Below are 17,697 nucleotides of genomic sequence, written 5' to 3'. Positions count from 1 at the left end.
AAAAAATGTTTAAAATATTTATACAAAGACCTGTACTTTCGACGGTAATATCTGTTATTATTGTCATTCTGGGAGTTTTAGGACTTATTGAGTTACCTATATCTCAATATCCTGATATCGCTCCACCTACAGTAAACGTTTCGGCAAGTTATACAGGTGCCAATGCTGACGTTGTACTTAAAAGTATCGTAATTCCGCTTGAAGAGCAAATTAATGGTGTAGAAAACATGACTTACATGACTTCTACAGCAACAAATGATGGTAATGCCTCTATAAAAATTTTCTTTAAAGTAGGAACAAACCCGGATTTAGCAGCGGTAAACGTTCAGAATAGGGTTTCAAGAGCAACAAGTTTATTGCCAGTAGAGGTAACTCAGGCCGGTGTAACAGTAACAAAGAGTCAGAGTAGTAACTTAGTGATTTTCTCTTTATATAGTGATGATCCTGCTTATGATCAGACCTTTCTTCAAAATTATGCTAAAATCAACCTTGTACCGCAAATTCAGCGTGTAGTTGGGGTAGGAGATGTAACCGTTTTTGGTGCAAAAGATTACTCCATGAGAATCTGGTTAAAACCGGATATCATGCAACAATACAAATTGATTCCGAGTGATATTTCAGCTGCTTTGGCCGAACAAAATATCGAAGCTGCACCAGGTAAATTTGGTGAGAACGGAGATCAGGCTTTTCAATACGTAATTAAGTATAAAGGACGTTTAACCAGCGACAAGGAATTTGGTGATATTATCATCAAATCTGTTGGAAACGGACAAATGCTGCGATTAAAAGATGTTGCTAAAGTAGAGCTAGGATCTTTAAGTTATACTTCGACGATTAAAACAAATGGTGTAGAATCTGCTGCAATGGCAATTAGCCAGACTCCGGGATCTAATGCCCGTGATGTAATCAACAACTCTAAAGCCCTTATTGAAGAGGCTGCAAAAATTTTCCCAAAAGGAGTAAAATATACAATTCTTGTTGACGTTAATGAAAACCTTGATGCTTCTATCGAAAAAGTAATTCATACGTTGATCGAAGCTTTTATATTGGTTTTTATCGTTGTATTTATTTTCCTTCAGGATTTTAGATCAACTTTAATTCCGGCTATTGCAGTTCCGGTAGCGATTGTAGGAACATTTTTCTTCCTGAATTTATTTGGGTTTACGATTAACTTATTAACCCTTTTTGCAATGGTACTGGCCATTGGTATTGTGGTCGATGATGCTATTGTCGTCGTCGAGGCGGTGCATGCCAAGCTGGATCACGGTTATAAATCGTCTAAGAAAGCAACTATCGATGCCATGGATGAAATTTCCGGAGCGATTATTTCGATCACACTTGTAATGGCAGCGGTATTTATTCCGGTAACATTTATTACTGGGTCTACGGGGGTTTTCTACAAACAATTTGGTATTACATTAGCCGTTGCGATTATCCTTTCGGCAATTAACGCCTTGACTTTAAGTCCTGCATTGTGTGCTTTGCTTTTAAAACCACATGCTGATGATCATAAACATAAAAGTTTTATTCAAAGATTTTATACATCGTTTAACGTTGCATTTGATAACGTTACGAGTAAATATAAAAAATCAGTTCAATTTCTTTCTGTAAAAAAATGGATCGTATTAGCCTCTATTGTTATTGCTGGTGCATCTTTATTTTATATGATGAAAACAACACCATCTGCTTTCGTTCCTGCGGAAGATCAGGGAACTGTGTTTGCCAATATTAGTTTACCGCCATCTGCTTCGATGGAACGTTCTGATATTATTGCAAAAAAAGTGGATAGTATTGCCAAAACAATTCCTGGAGTTAAAAATACACTTCGTATTGTGGGACAAAACTTTACTGCAGGAGCGGGAAGTGCTTACAGTATGGTAATTGTAAAACTGGAAACTTGGGAGAAACGTGATTTGAGTGTAAATGATGTAATTGGTCAGCTTTTTGCCAAAACAAGTGGTATTCGTGAAGCTAATATTTTCTTTATCTCTCCGCCAACCATTCAGGGATTTGGACAAAGTGGAGGATTCGAATTCCAATTGCAGGATAAAGGAGGACACACTACGGCTGAATTCTTTAAAGTAAATACTGATTTCTTAGAAAAGTTGTCAAAACGTCCTGAAATTCAATATGCTACAACGCCATTTAATCCAGGTTTCCCTCAATACATGATGGATATCAATCTGGCAAAAGCAAAAGATGCAGGTGTACCTGTCAACACGATTTTGTCAACGATGCAAGGTTACTATGGAGGATTGTATGCTTCGAATTTTAATAAATTCGGAAAACAATACCGTGTTATGATCCAGGCTTCTCCTGAGTTTAGAACGAATACAGAAGGATTAAATAAAATCTTTGTTAGAAACAGTGCAGGAACAATGGCTCCAATTACAGAGTTTGTAAAAATGACCAGAGTTTTCGGACCGGAATCTATTTCAAGGTTTAACCTTTTCTCTTCTATTGCTATTACCGGAGCACCAAATCCTGGATTTAGTTCAGGAGATGCTATTAAGGCCATTCAGGAAGTTGCAGCAGAAGAACTTCCAACAGGTTACGGATATGAATTCTCAGGATTAACACGTGAGGAATTGGCATCAGGAAGCGAAACTATTTTTATCTTTATATTATGTCTTGTCTTTGTATACTTCTTATTAAGTGCACAATACGAGAGTTATATTTTGCCATTTGCAGTATTATTATCAATTCCGTTTGGATTGGCAGGGGCGTATTTGTTCTCGATCATTTTCAAATTAAACAGTAATATTTACCTGCAGATTTCCTTAATCATGCTGATTGGATTGCTGGCGAAGAACGGTATTTTGATTGTCGAATTTGCCCTCGAAAGAAGGCGTAAAGGAATGCCAATTGTACAAGCAGCAGTTGAAGGAGCCGTTGCGCGTTTAAGACCAATTTTAATGACGTCTTTTGCCTTTATTTTAGGACTTGTTCCTTTGATGTTTGCTTCCGGAGCAGGAGCTGTAGGAAACAAATCAATTGGTACAGGAGCAGTAGGAGGAATGTTAATTGGTACCATTTTAGGAGTATTTGTTATTCCGGTATTGTTTATCATTTTCCAGACATTACAGGAAAAAGTGAGTGGCCCGGCAAAAGATGGTTATGATGATGACGATGATGACGAAGAGGTACAACTAATCGAAGCTCATAAAGAGTAATAATTTTAATTAAGAAAAAATGACTCATAGTTCAAATAAATATATTCTTATGGTAGTTGCAGTCACTCTTTTGAGTGCCTGCGTTACCAAAAAGTACGAACGTCCCAAAACATTATCGACAGATAATTTGTACAGAGATCAGACTTCTACTGACTCGACTACGATCGCTACTATGCCCTGGCAGACTGTTTTTAAGGATCAAAAACTAAATGCTTTAATTCAAAAAGGATTAGACCAGAACCTGAACTTAAAAAATGCAATCGAAAATATTGTTCAGTCTCGTGCTACTTTACGTCAGACGAAATTAGCGTATTACCCAACTTTAGATTTTGATGCTAATGCAACGCGTAATAAGCAATCTAAAGCAGCATTGAATTTTCCTCCGGGAATCAATATCAATACGCTGACTACGACTTATAAAATGGGTTTTAATACCTCTTGGGAAGCTGATATTTGGGGAAAACTAAGCAGTTCTAAAAGAGCAGCTTTGGCCACTTATCTTTCTACAGATGCGGCAAAACAAGCGGTACAAACACAATTGATTTCGGATATTGCTAATAATTATTTTTTATTGCTGTCCTATGACAAGCAATTAGAAATTACGCAGGCAACATTAGAAAGCCGTATTAAAAATGTAGAAGTTATCAAAGCTTTAAAAGAAGGAGCAATTGTAACCGGTGCATCTGTTGTGCAAAGTGAAGCCAATCAACATGCAGCCGAAGTTTTGATTCCGGATTTAAAAAGAAGCATTCGTGAGACTGAAAATGCAATTAATATTTTATTAGGACAAGCATCAGGACCAATCGAAAGAGGAGTTTTAGGCGAACAGGTAATTCCTGAAAAAATAGCTATTGGTTTACCAGCTCAGTTATTAGAAAATCGTCCGGATGTTCGTCAGGCCGAATTTAATTTCAGAACTGCTTTTGAGACAACTAATTTGGCAAGAACTTACTTTTATCCAAGTTTAACGCTTACAGCAAGTGGTGGTTTGTCGACTTTGCAATTGAAGAATTTCTTTGATCAGTCTATCTTTTATTCTATAATAGGAGGATTAACACAGCCTATTTTTAATCAGGGACTTAATAGAGAAAGATTAACGAACGCACAATCAAGACAAGTACAGGCTTTTAATAATTTTCAACAAAGCCTTTTAGTTGCAGGTCAGGAAGTTTCGAATGCTTTATATGCTTACGAAATGGCTGTAGCCAAAGAAGATTCGAGAGAAAAACAAATTGAAGCTTTAGTAAAAGCAGTAGACTTTACACAACAGCTTTTAGAATATAGTTCTGCAACTAATTATACAGATGTATTAACTTCCGAACAAAATCTTTTAGCAGCTCAATTGAGTGGTGTAAATGATAATTTACAAAAACTACAAGCAGTGGTAGATTTGTACCGCGCTCTGGGTGGTGGATGGAAATAAAATATATCGATAAATCATTTTTACGATTATCGCCACAAATTAAAACATGACTAAAAAACGCCTCAAATTTTTGAGGCGTTTTTTTATGGATTTTGTCGGCTGTGAGTTGCTATTCGTCGATTAGTATGGTGTTTTTGTATAATGGCAAGCATAAAAGCAAATAAATGGCACTACTTTAGCATTGTATTAAATACATTAATACTAAATACCACAAAAATGAAAAAAATAGTAATTGCACTAATGCTCCTGATGAGTGTTTTTGCCCACGCGCAAGTTTCGATCAATGTAAATATTGGTACACCTCCAAGCTGGGGTCCACAAGGTTATGACGACAGTAGATATTATTATCTGCCGGATATTGACACCTATTATGATGTAAGTCAAAAGCAGTTTATTTATGATAATAACGGCAGATGGGTAAGACAAAGCAGACTACCTTCAGCCTACAGACAATATGATCTTTACGGAGGATATAAAGTAGTTTTAAATGATTATAGAGGAGACGCTCCTTATAGCTATCATAAAAAACACAGAGCTGAATATCCAAAAGGATATCACGGAAAGCCTCAAAAAAACAGAGGAAATAAACCGGATAAAGCCTATAAACAAAATAACAAGGATAAAAATAAAAACGATCATCCAGGTAAGTCCAAAGGGAATTCTAATAAAGGAAAAGATCACGGACATGATCACCACTAAGTAAAAACATGACTAAATTTTAAGAACGCCTCAGCAATGAGGCGTTTTTTGTTTTAAAGCAATGTTGCTACGTGTTTTGTTTTTTACACGAAACCTATACAAACAAAAAAGGCTGTCCTGGCAAGACAACCTTTAATGACTAATAAAATAAAAATGTATTCTAAAGTTTTACTTACCTGATTTACTTTCAGGGCTCATAATAACTTCGACACTACTAGAACTATCCAAAACGTGCTTACTAAACTGCTGAATAGTTTTTTGATTAATTTTAGAAATTAAATTTTTATATTCTTCATCCTGTAAAAACGGAATCTGATTTAAACTGTTGTTATAAAGTGTATTGTTCCAGAAAGAATTGGTTTTAAGTGATTCTTCCCTGTTTTTTAAAAGTGCTTTTTTAATGTCTTCCAAATCATTTGCATTGACCGGATTTGATTTTAAATCGTTTAATTCTTTCCAGACAATCTGCATTAATTTTTCTTCTTTATCAGGATTACAGTCAAAAGTCAGGGCAAGACTAAAAGTGGGTTTTGGGATTATTTCCAGATTTCCGCCAACGTTTACACCATAACTGCCGCCTTCTTCTTCGCGAATCGTCTGCAGAAATCGTTTTGATAATACTTCCCCGATAACGTACATCGACAAAGCATTTTCTTTACTGTATTCGATCGTTCCGGTTAAGTTTAAATAAACGGTTGTTTTCGCAACTTCCATCGGACGTGTGAAATGAACTTCGGTTTTTCCTTTTTTAGGTACAATATTATGATCAACATAATTTTCCTTTAAAGCCGGATTTGATTTAATATTTCCGATATATTTCTGAATCAGTTCTAAGGCTGAATCCGGAATGTTTCCAACAAAAATAAAAGTGAAATCGGCAGCGTTTTTTATGCGGTCACGATAAATATTTTCTGCTTTTTTGAGATCAATAGTTTCAAGGAATTTTTCGTTGAATATAAATGTACGCGGGTTATAATTAGAATTGGCCAGCTCAATAGTATCCTTAAAAGTGTTTCCGTTGTCTTGTTTAATATTTTCAAGATTGTTTTTATACTGCTCTTTCAGAATACTAAAAATATTAGGATCAAAACGTGGCGCTTCAAAAGAAAGATAAAGCAATTGCAGCATGGTTTCGAAATCGGCTCTGTTAGAACTTCCCTGAAAACCCTGCGTATTTTCGCCAATAAAAGGGGCGGCCTGCGCTACTTTTCCGGTTAGTTTTTCTTTTAAACCTATATTGTCAAAATTGCCCAAACCGGAAGATCTTGCCAGTGTTGTAGCAATTTCGGCGGAAGCCAAATCTTCAGTTTTTACTAAAGATTTACCACCTTTTGAAAAAGCAGAAAACGTAATTTGATCTTTTGAATACGTTGTTGGAAGTACAATTATTTTTGCATCATTTTCTAAAATATAACCTTTTGCATCCTTAATTCCGGCTACATCAAATGTCTTTTTGATAGCAGCAGGTTTTAATTCTTTTTCTATTAAAGGCGAATTGTTTTCTTTTTTTGTGTAAGGTTCTAAAGTCATACTTTCTACCTTTTTCATCACATTAACAACAGCTTCCTTGTTGGGGAAATCATTTTTATCCTGATCAGAACCTGTCACTAACACCACTTGATTGGTAGGTTGCTGGATCGTTTTCGCGTAAGCGTTCAATTCTTCCAAAGTGATGCTTTTAATAATGCCAACAGTCAATTTATAATCATCTTCCGGAGAAAGAAATGGTTTTGCTTTCAGGAAATAATTCGTCAGTTTATCTGCCCAGCTGTCGTTGTCGACTTTATCTTTATTGCTGATAAAATCATCGTATGAACTTATAAAAATCTTTTTTGTCCGGTCTAATTCGGCTTGTGCGGCACCAAAACGTTTTAAGCGTTCTGCCTCAGTATACGCGTCTTCAAAAGCCTGAATTGTTTTTCCTTTTTTGGCTAAAGCCGAAATATTAAACGACGTATTTAATCTTGAAACCGGTTCGAAATAAGTTTTTAAGTTTAATGCTGAACCTTGATTTTTTAGGATTAATTCTCTGAAACGATTGTTTAAAATACTGGTATAAAAAGAGTTCATCACGTTTTTGCGTGTCACGATGCTGTCTTTTAATAGAGGCTCATCAAGAACATACTGAAGTGTAATAGAAGTAGAAGAAGCTTCTTTGTCTGATGCTGTTCCAAAATACAATTCATCGTGTTTTGGGATCTCTGTATAAGTTCTGGCAGCTGCTTTTTTAGCCAAAGGAATACCTGAAAATATGGCTTTTACTTTTTGCTCCATTGCTTTTACATCGATATCTCCCACAATAATTACGGCCTGTAAATCTGGTCTGTACCATTTTTTATAGTAATTGCGTAATTCAGGATATTTGAAGTTATTGATGATATTCAAATCACCAATAACATCTCTTTTACTGTATTTTGAACCCTTGTATAAAACAGGATCTGTCTGCATTTTTAAACGAAAACCGCTTGTTCTTCGGGTTCTCCACTCTTCCCTGATTACACCTCTTTCGGCATCAATTTCCGCATCCGTTAAAGACAGCGATCCTGACCAGTCATGAAGTACCCAAAGTGTAGAATCGATTAGTTTTTGATTGCTAACCGGAACCGTGCTAATATTATAAACAGTTTCATCCTGAGCGGTATAAGCATTGATGTCTTTACCAAAACTTACTCCGTTTTTTTCCAGCATTTTAATGATTCCTTTTCCTTTAAAATGTTCTGTTCCGTTGAAAGCCATGTGTTCCAGAAAGTGCGCCAATCCGTTTTGATTGTCGTCTTCGAGTATGGCACCAACATTTTGAACAAAGTAAAAACTGGCTCTGTCTTTTGGCTCTTCGTTATGCAGGATATAATACGTTAATCCGTTTTTTAGTTTTCCGGTTGTCACGTTTTTATCCAGCGGAATGTTGGTTTTGAATTGCGCAAAAGCACCCTGAACAGAAAGCGCTAAAATGCCTATGATGATATTTTTTTTAGTATACATTTTGATATTTTTTATCTTCTGTTTCTTCTAATTAGTATAAAAGCACCGCTCAATATGATCAATAAAGGAAAGAGCCCAATAAAGACAATTTTATTAATGAAAACCTGATTTGCATTGATGGTTATTTTTTTATCTGTGTTTTCCGGACGAGTGGTATCGATTGGAAATTCGTAATTGCTGAACCAGCTAAAAATATCAGTCATAAACTGAAATGTTCCTGAACCGTTTCGGCTTAATTCGGCATTGCCCATAAAATCAGCATCTCCGGCAACAATTATTTTTTGAGATTTTCCGTTAATATTTTTCGTTAATGCCACAACCAGAGGAATCGCCGTTACAGAAGGCTGTTTCTTCAACTCTTCTGAAACTGAAGTAATTCCCATTTGAGATTCCCATGCCGGCTGATTATTGGTTTTTAAAAGCGGCGTAACTTTAAATCCGGCATCTTTAGTGATTTTGATTCCGCTGCTTCCTAAAAGCGGGATTGGATAGTTATTTCTGGTTTTACTAAATTTAATAACAGGATCTGTATTTTTTTGAAGATTGGTTACTAAATAATCCGGAGAGTTGGTTTCACTTTCCTGAACCAGTGTTTGTTTGGTATAGCTTAACCCTAATTTATCTGTTATAGCAGCTAAAGCCGAATTGGTCTCAGGTTCAGACAAAAGCATTACATTTTTTCCTTCGTCGATATACTTCGTAATACGGTCAATAGCGCCCTGACTCAATTGTGTTTTTGGATCGGCAATGATTAAAATACCGGTTTGTTCCGGAATATTCTGCGCATTTATATCTACAGATGAAACATCAAAACCTTGATTGATAAGTGAATACCTAAAAGTGATTTCGTTAAATCCTGTTTTATAATTTTTATCTCCGTTTTTGTCAATGCTGCGTTCCATGTTTCCGGTTGCAAAAACAATTTTTGGCGCAGGAACTACTAATCTTTTTAAAGAAGCAGAGATTTCTTTTTCGCCCGGCGCTTTAAACAAATCATCAAACATTCTTAAAAATGTTTTCTTTCCGTTGTATTCAATTGTTCTTACCACTCGGTTTTGTTCCGGTTTCAGGTCAATGATTTTTTTAATTTCTTCAGGAGAATATAATTTTTTTAGTTTTACGTTCTGCGTTTCGATCAGTTTCTCGGCAAGCTGTTTGTCATTTAATCCCGGATTTTGTGCATATAGTGCTTCATTGTTTGAAGTGTCATAATAATACACATATTCCATTTGCATTTGAGGCACAAAGCGGGTGTAGTTTTCAAAACTCGAAATGTCCTGATTTTGTGAATACGGCATAGCCATATAATAGTTAATATCTAATAAATTTACATAAGTGGTAAGCTTGACAGGACCTTCTATTTTATTGACAATGTCTAAGCTCGTTTTGGTTAATGTTCTGTCTTTATTGCGTGTCATATCTTCATAGAATGTCAACGATGCTCTTGAAGTAACATAACCAAGTGCCAAAACAACAGTTATTAGCAAGGTATATTTTAGAACTCTTTGAGAAGCTGGCTGTGCATCTCTTCCAGTTTGTAATTTGTAAATACTCAGGCCAATAAAAAGACTGCTTACCAGTATAAAATACAATACATCTTTACTGATAATAAGACCTTCGAGCATTTCATTGGCACGACCGGCGATCGATAGAAAATAAGTGATGTCTTTTACATACTCGACATCCTGCCATAATTTTCCAATAAAATTTAATCCTGCTAAAACTACCAATGTACTAATCGCAGCAACAACCTGATAAGAAGTTAAACAAGACATAAAAAGACCAATTGCGGCATAGGTGCAAACCAGTAAATACAAACCAATAAGTCCCGAAATGGCAAATTTTAAATCTAAATTTTCGACAGAGAAATAAGAAATAACAACCTGCAGCCCCAGTATACCAACAAATAAAAGGCAATAAGCGGCAATGGCTAAATATTTACCCAGTACAATTTCTTTAATTTTAATAGGCGATGAAAGTAAAAGTTTGATAGAACCACTGTTGATTTCACGGCTTATCAATCCCATTGTTAATAGCGGAACATATAGATATAAATAATTCTGCATTTCAGTATATAATCCCATGAAACCTGAAAAAATAGCTTGCGACAAATTACCCATTCCGTCGCCCATTTTCTGAGATTTTTCAAAGCGTTCCAGAGAGTCAAAGAATTTCCAGTTGGACTGGATTGAAAATATGACTAAAACGACCCATGCAACCGGCGAATAAAACATCGTGTAGAGTTCTGTTTTAGCGATTCTGTATATTGTTTTCATTTAGTTTGTTTTTTAAGAAAGAATAGCGTTTTTAGAAGGCGCTTTTTTAGATAATTGAGCAAAAATTTCATCAAGAGATACTTTTTCAAATTGAATTTCTCTCAATTTCCAGTTGTTATAAACACTGAGCGAAATAATTTTCTCCGCAACTTCTTGTGTTCCGGTAAAGGTGATCTGTACTTTTTTTGGAGACAGAAAAATAGCAGCTGTTATCTCAGGAATATCTGTTAATGCTTCAAGAGCCGGCGGATTTTCAAAACTTGCCGTTAGTTTATCTGCTTCGATATGATTATTAAAAGCATCAAGCGTATCCGAAAAAACCATGTGTCCGTTTTCGATCATTCTGATATCCTGACAGGTTGCCTGAACTTCAGATAGAATGTGAGAGGAGAAAATAACAGCTTTGTCTTTGGATATTTTTTTGATTAATTTTCTAACTTCCAATATCTGGTTAGGGTCAAGTCCGTTCGTTGGTTCATCTAAAACGACCAATTTAGGTTCGTGAATAATAGCCTGAGCAATACCTACACGCTGTCTGTAACCTCCGGACAAGTTTCGGATTAATCGGTTGCTGAAATGTGCAATACCGCATTGTTCTTTGGCTTTCTCTAAAGCATATTTTAAATCTTCTTTTTTTACGTGTCTTAATTCTGCACAATGAATCAGATATTCATTTACCGTTAAATCCAAATGTAGTGGAGGGGTTTGTGGCAGGAAACCAATTAGTTTTTTGGCTTCGACAGGATTTTCTTTTAGATTAATTCCATCAATAAAGATGTTTCCTTTGGTTTGGTTTAAAACGCCGCAAAGAATATTCATAGTAGTTGATTTTCCGGCGCCATTAGATCCTAAAAGACCTAAAATTCGATTTGTTTTAATTTCAAAACTAATATTTTGTATTGCCCAATCCTTACTATATTGATGTGACAAGTCCTCAACTCTTACAATTGTTGTTTCCATAGTGTTTTTTAAAAATCGCAAGAATGTTTTTTTGAAGTAACATTCTTGCGCTTATTTTATTTATTAGTATCCAGAATTTTGGTTTAAGAAAGGATTAGATCGAATTGCCGGCTCCGGAATAGGATATAAGTTATCCGTAGATTTCCAGATTTTATCAGATAAAACAGAGAGTGTTTCGTCTAGTTTTCCGGTTCTTTTAAGATCCAGCCAGCGATGTCCGTTCTCGGCAAAGAACTCGCGTTGTCTCTCAAGAGCAATTAAGTCTAACAATTGGTTTGGATTTGTTACCGTAGTATTGTCTAGTAAGGCTCTATTTCGAATTGCATTAATATCCTGCTGAGCTCCCGTAATATCATTCGATTTTACTCTGGCTTCGGCACGTATTAAATAAAGTTCTGCTAATCGAAGCAGAGTAGAGCGCTCTGAAGGAGAGTCTCCAAAATCATTTTGATATTTACGAGGAGCAATCCCTAAAAATACGCCCAATCTGTCATTAATGTCAATGGTCCAGTTTGTTTTTCTGGCATCACCGGCTTCAAAAAGCGCATTGCCTTTTCTTAGTAATAAAGTACCACCGGTTGTAAATACAGAAGATCCTTCGTAAGTATAATCAACATTAAAATAAGGTATTTGAAGAATAGACTCTTTATTATCTGCAATAAAAGGACTGTTAGTATCTGTTAATCCGGTAATTAAACCATAAGTACCAGTTTCATTAATTACAGCAGATGCGTGGGTTGAAGCCTCATTCCATCTTTCTAAATAAAGATTTACTCTTGCCAATAAAGCTTCTGCCGCCCATTTTGTAGCTCTGATTCTTTCCTGATCATAATTTTTATAATCTGCAGGAAGATCTTTTGATGCATCGGTTAAGTCCAGCAAAATTTGCGCATAAACAGTTTCTTGCGAAGATTGCGGTAACAATGCCGATACATCTACATCTGTAGTAAGTACCAGCGGTACATTGCCCCAAAGATTGGTCAGGTAAAAATAAGAATACGCTCTTAGAAATTTAGCTTCGGCAATCCATTGTTTGCTTTTTACGGCATTAAGAGATGTGCTTTTAGTAAGCCCTTCAATTACGTTGTTTGCGTTGTAAATAGTTTTATATAATTCGCCCCAGTTCGCGTTTATAGTTCCGTCAGTTTCCGGAATTTCATTCGAACTGTAAATATTGGCAATACCTGTTCTTGGTACTAATTCATCAGCTGTTTCTCCTAAAACAGTATGTACTCTGTTATAAAAAAAATCGGCAACCATGCTTTGGTAGATTCCGTTTACAGCAGCCTCAGCTGTTGGCTCTGAAGCATAAACACTTTCTGATGATAGCTGATTGCTGGGAAGATCAACATCAAGAGCATTATCACAGCTTGTAATTCCTAATAAAAGAAAAAACGAAAATATAGAGGTATATTTTATAGAAATATTTTTCATGATTTTTTAGATTTAAAATGTAAACTGAGTTCCCAAAGTGATGGTACGTAATGGAGGCAAAGCCAATCCCTGCGTTTCAGGATCAAGACCTTTGTATTTAGTAAATGTTACTAAGTTTTGTCCCTGAACCGAAAGGCGAATACTCTGTAAATATTTCTTTGTTGCCTCATCTAAAGGAATCTGGTATGAAGCGCTTACATTTTTAAGTTTGATATACGATGCATCTACAATAGAAGCATTTGATCCTAAATAATTGAAAAAACTATTTTGAAAACCGGAACTTAAAACATTTCCTTGTGCGATATAATCATTGTATTCGTCTACCTGAAAATTCGCTGTTGAATAAGGATAACCCGGCTGAGCACCAGTAGAAGACAGTAAAGTAGTACCATCTTGTTTTACGAATTGAAACAAAAAGTCAAGTGTAAAAGCTCTATAACTTATTGTATTCGAGATTCCCCCGTAGTATTGAGGATAGGATGGTCCGGCGTATCTTCTGTCACCTCTGCCGGTTTCTGCATATCCGCTAGAGATTCTTCCGTCTCCGTTTAGATCTTCAAACTGAGCAATTCCATTGGCATTTACACCGGTATAATTATACAAATACCTGCTGCCTAAAGGGTTTCCAACAACATATTGCGAGTAATAGCTGGTAAACTCTATACCAGGAAATGATACTAACTTATTTGAATTGGTCGAAATATTAAAGGACGTTGACCAGTTGAAGTTTTTAGTATGAATATTGGTCGTAGCAAGAGTAAATTCCCAACCTTGATTTTCAACTTTTGCAGGTAAGTTTGCCGTATAAGTTGTAAAACCTGCCTGCGCACTAAGTGTATAGTTTACCAATTGATTACTTGAAGTATTTTTATAGTAAGCAGCAGTAAAAGAGATACGGTCATTAAGGAAACTTAAATCAAGAGCAGCTTCAAATTTCTTTGTTAATCCCCATTTGATGTTAGGATTTGCAATTCTGGCAGCCGCCATAGAAGCATTTCCGTCACCGTAATTACGAGTGTCAAAAGTTTCAGCATATTGATAATCTCCAATTTCGTCACTTCCTATTTCTCCATAACTAGAACGTAGTTTTCCAAAACTCAGCCAGCTAAGACTATTTAAGAATTTTTCCTGAGTAAATACCCATGCAGCACCCACAGATCCAAAGTTTCCAAAACGATTATTAGCTCCAAAACGTGATGAACCATCTCTTCTAAAGTTAATGTTCAGAATGTATTTATTGTCAATGTTGTAGTTAAGTCTGCTAAAAAGAGAAATGTATTTATATTCTGCGCTTCCGTTATTTGCGGTTATGTTTTCTGCGGTTCCGAGATTTCCAATTAAATTGTCTGAACTATATCCGCTTGAACTCACATAAGAAGGCATTTCAGATTTTCTGTTCTGCCATGAACCTCCCACAAGAGCGGTAAGATTTCCTTTCCATAATTCAGTTGTATAATTCAGTTGAGGCTCTACAGTAAAATTATTGGTGTTGTTTGTCGAAACAGTATACGATCTTTGAAAGTTCATGCTACTGCCATTGGCTTCGGCGTAAACATGATTACTTGCAGATGCCGGCATGAATTGTTTGGTTTGCATCTGAGCTCTTCCGTATCCAAGATCAGTTTTAAAAGAAAACCCTTTTGCAATCTCATACTGAAGACTTAAACTTGTAATTAAGTTCGTTCCTTTATCGTCTACTCTTTTCTCTAAAGCAGCAAGCGGATTAATATCGCTAAAATAATCCGGAGACCAGTAATAGCTGCCATCTGCATTGTACAACGGACGGTTAGGAGCAGTGCCTACAGCATAAGTTGTGATATCAAAAAAGGGCAGTTTATTGTTGTCTGTTGCAAAAATTACAGAAGCACCTACTTTTAATTTATTATCCAGTGTACTGTGATTGATATTAAAGTTGGTAGAAAATTTATCATAGCTAAAATCTCCCGGTACAACAGTAGTTTCTTTATGGTAAGTACCACTTAAAAGAAAATTTGTCGTGTCATTACCACCTCTTAATGACGCAGAATAATTATTAAAATTCGCTGTTCCGCCTATTAATTTTTTCTGCCAGTTCGTTTGCGCATTCGGGTCCCAGTCTGTAATAGCGATACCGTTGCTATCTACATCAGCAACATCACCATTATTGGTTAATGCCGTTTGCAGCATGTTTAAATACGCTGGCGTGCCTAACGTTTTTGCCATATGGGCTACTTCAGAAACTCCTGAATTGGTAGTTACAGTAAATTCTGTTTTTCCAGATTTTCCTTTTTTGGTCGTGATTAATACCACACCATTTGCTCCCCTTGAACCGTAAATTGCCGTAGCATCTGCATCTTTTAAGATCTCGATACTTTCTATATCATTTGGGTTGATGATATTAAGAGGGCTGGTCGATTTTTGAGCACCTCTAATAACATTTTGGTCCTGAACCTGTTCTTTAATGTCATCTCCAATATAAGGAACACCATCAACAATATAAAGTGGTAAATTGTTTCCGGCAATAAAATTTCGGCCACGAATACTGATATTCATGTCAGACCCTGCATAACCGGATGTCTGGGTTACAAATACCCCCGGAGTTCTTCCTTGCAGCGTTTGTAAAATATTGGTTACCGGTTGTTTTTCGATATCTTCTGCTGTAATTTTTACTACAGATCCTGTCGAAGTTCTTTTGGTTGTTGTACCGTAACCAATCACTACGATCTCATCTAGTTTAGCTAAATCGGGTTGCATTTTGATCGTAACGGATACTTGGTTTTCAACCGTAATATCCTGTGTTTTATACCCTAAATAAGATATTCTAAGGGTATGTTTTCCTGATGGAAGCTGAACATAAAATTGTCCGTCGAAATCAGAAACACCTTGTCTGTTTCCGCCTAAAAGCGAAATAGTGACACCTGGTAGCGGCTGACCATTTTCATCAAGAATTTTTCCTGAAAGCATATAATCAGCATCATCTGAATTTTCTTTTTTAGAAGCACTTGTTTCTGTTTCGGCTTCAGTTTTGGACTTTTCTTTTTTATAAATGACTACATTTTTATCTACTTGTTTGTAGACCAAATTGCTGCCCTGTAGTACACTATTCAAAATATCGCTTACACTGCGGCGTCCTTTTGGCGTACTCACTTTAGGAAAATCTTTTATGATCTGTGGCTGGTAAGCAAATAGTAATCCTGTCTTATTTTCAATCGTTTTAAAAAGGGTTTTAATATCCTGATTATGAAGTTCAATATCAACAGATATCGCTTCCAGATTCTGACCGCTCATTTCATTGGCAAAGACCATGTGCGTGCCGCAGGTCAGTAAGAAAATGTGGAATAAACTGATTCGCATGATCATAATGGTTTTTTTTGACAGGTTAAAAAAAGACGTAGATGTCTTTTCCCTGTCAAACATGGTTGTTTTACAGCGTAATTTCATAAATTTGCATGTTTTTTAATGGTTACTGGAATTAATTATTAAGAATCGCGGCCATCTGGTGTAGGAGCTAGATGGCTTTTTTATTTTGGTTTTAGCTAGTTTTTATATCGTTTTTTTAAAAGGTTAATACTCCGTTATTGGTGCTATTCACAGCCTTTTCCTTCCAGGACAATGGCGTTATTTTGATTATAATGATAAGTGGTTTCGATTACACTGCATACTACTTTTAGAACATGATCTAAATCTTCTTCGTTTAAGAAACTGGCAGTAATCCTGCATTTTTTAATGTTTTCATTTTCTAATACAATCGAGACTTTATATTTTTGAGAAATTAGCGCAACAGCCTCTTCCATATTGATATCGTCCAGAATCAGGTAATTACTTTTCCAGGCGATTGCAGTTTCGATTTTAATATTATTTTGCTCAAAGTCTAAAGTGTTTTTGTTCACTTTTATTTGTTGGTTAGGTGTGATGATACCGTAAGTTTTTTTAACATCTCCCACTTGTACCTTACCACGTTCAACCGTAACTTCTATATTATCAGATGTGTCGTAAGCATTGATATTAAAGGCAGTTCCTAAAACTTTTGTACTTACTTTCCCTGTATGCACGATAAATGGTTTTTTCTCATTTCTTTTAATATCAAAATAAGCCTCTCCGGATAAAGTAACTTCTCTGGTTTCTTTGTCAAAATCATTTTGGTCGTACGTGATACTGCTTTTATCGTTTAGGATAATCGTACTTCCGTCTGGTAAACGAATAAGCTGTTTTCCGTTAAATGCCAAAATCGAACTCTCTTTCTCTATATTTTCTTCTTTTGTTTTTATGGCATTAGGTACATTTTCATAAACAAAAGCAGTTCTTAAAGCAAATAAAATGGTGATCGCTGCGGCAATGGCAACCAGCGTTCTTCCAATTTTTCTATAAGATCTTTTATTATCATGAATCGAAATAACCTTAGGAGCTGATGATTGAGAAAGAATAAAACTAAGGATATCATCACTTTTTTGTTTATCGAGAATTTCAACATTCTGATTTTCCTTCATCAGCGACTGAATCTTTTCTTTTATAAAATCATCATGAGTGCCTGACTGGATAATCTCCATCAGCTTTTGTTGTTCTGCCTCAGATAAATTATTCTGCAGGTAGTTTTCGAATAATTCTTCAAATACTTTTTGTTGCATTTGCGTTTGATTGTGAGTTAATAATCGTTTATAATAGTAAACCTGGGTGTTTTTTGTTTTTGTTGTAATGCAATGATCTTGTTAAAAGAGGAGATAAACCTATGTCAAGTAATGATCTTTATTATAAAGACGATTGAAAAATAGGG

General features: G+C 35.7%; 9 protein-coding genes. 3 read left to right on the top strand and 6 right to left on the bottom strand.

Annotated elements, in window-relative coordinates:
• The first annotated feature begins 5 nt into the window (after positions 1-5).
• The 3 genes from LNP81_RS20960 (at position 6) to LNP81_RS20950 (ending at position 5,295) form a co-directional block, all read left to right on the top strand.
• Positions 6-3,173: an efflux RND transporter permease subunit gene (locus LNP81_RS20960; RefSeq protein ID WP_230039218.1), complete on the top strand. Its 3,168-nt coding sequence runs from the start codon at positions 6-8 to the stop codon at positions 3,171-3,173.
• Positions 3,174-3,192: 19 nt separating this feature from the next.
• Positions 3,193-4,596: an efflux transporter outer membrane subunit gene (locus LNP81_RS20955; protein WP_230039215.1), complete on the top strand. Its 1,404-nt coding sequence runs from the start codon at positions 3,193-3,195 to the stop codon at positions 4,594-4,596.
• 216 nt (positions 4,597-4,812) lie between these two features.
• Complete coding sequence (locus LNP81_RS20950) at positions 4,813-5,295, top strand: hypothetical protein (protein WP_230039213.1); 483 nt, start codon at positions 4,813-4,815, stop codon at positions 5,293-5,295.
• A 168-nt stretch (positions 5,296-5,463) separates the two neighbouring features.
• On the opposite strand, the gene LNP81_RS20945 is transcribed toward LNP81_RS20950, so the two are convergent.
• From LNP81_RS20945 to LNP81_RS20920, 6 genes are all read right to left on the bottom strand, one after another.
• Positions 5,464-8,277, bottom strand: coding sequence for a M16 family metallopeptidase (locus LNP81_RS20945; protein ID WP_230039211.1), 2,814 nt, complete (start codon positions 8,275-8,277; stop codon positions 5,464-5,466).
• A gap of 11 nt (positions 8,278-8,288) precedes the next feature.
• On the bottom strand, positions 8,289-10,553 hold the full coding sequence (locus LNP81_RS20940) for a Gldg family protein (protein ID WP_230039209.1): 2,265 nt from the start codon (positions 10,551-10,553) through the stop codon (positions 8,289-8,291).
• Between the two features lie 12 nt (positions 10,554-10,565).
• On the bottom strand, positions 10,566-11,513 hold the full coding sequence (locus tag LNP81_RS20935) for an ABC transporter ATP-binding protein (RefSeq protein ID WP_078007825.1): 948 nt from the start codon (positions 11,511-11,513) through the stop codon (positions 10,566-10,568).
• Between the two features lie 63 nt (positions 11,514-11,576).
• Complete coding sequence (locus tag LNP81_RS20930) at positions 11,577-12,947, bottom strand: RagB/SusD family nutrient uptake outer membrane protein (protein WP_230039206.1); 1,371 nt, start codon at positions 12,945-12,947, stop codon at positions 11,577-11,579.
• 12 nt (positions 12,948-12,959) lie between these two features.
• Positions 12,960-16,286 carry a TonB-dependent receptor gene (locus LNP81_RS20925; protein WP_230039205.1) on the bottom strand — a complete coding sequence of 1,109 codons (3,327 nt, stop codon included), beginning with the start codon at positions 16,284-16,286 and terminating at the stop codon, positions 12,960-12,962.
• A gap of 224 nt (positions 16,287-16,510) precedes the next feature.
• Positions 16,511-17,551, bottom strand: coding sequence for a FecR family protein (locus tag LNP81_RS20920; protein WP_230039203.1), 1,041 nt, complete (start codon positions 17,549-17,551; stop codon positions 16,511-16,513).
• Positions 17,552-17,697 lie beyond the last annotated feature (146 nt).

It is taken from the genome of Flavobacterium piscisymbiosum, from assembly GCF_020905295.1.
GTDB lineage: Bacteria > Bacteroidota > Bacteroidia > Flavobacteriales > Flavobacteriaceae > Flavobacterium > Flavobacterium piscisymbiosum.
Note: the sequence above shows the minus strand (reverse complement) of the source record. Positions and strands in the feature narration are given on the sequence as shown.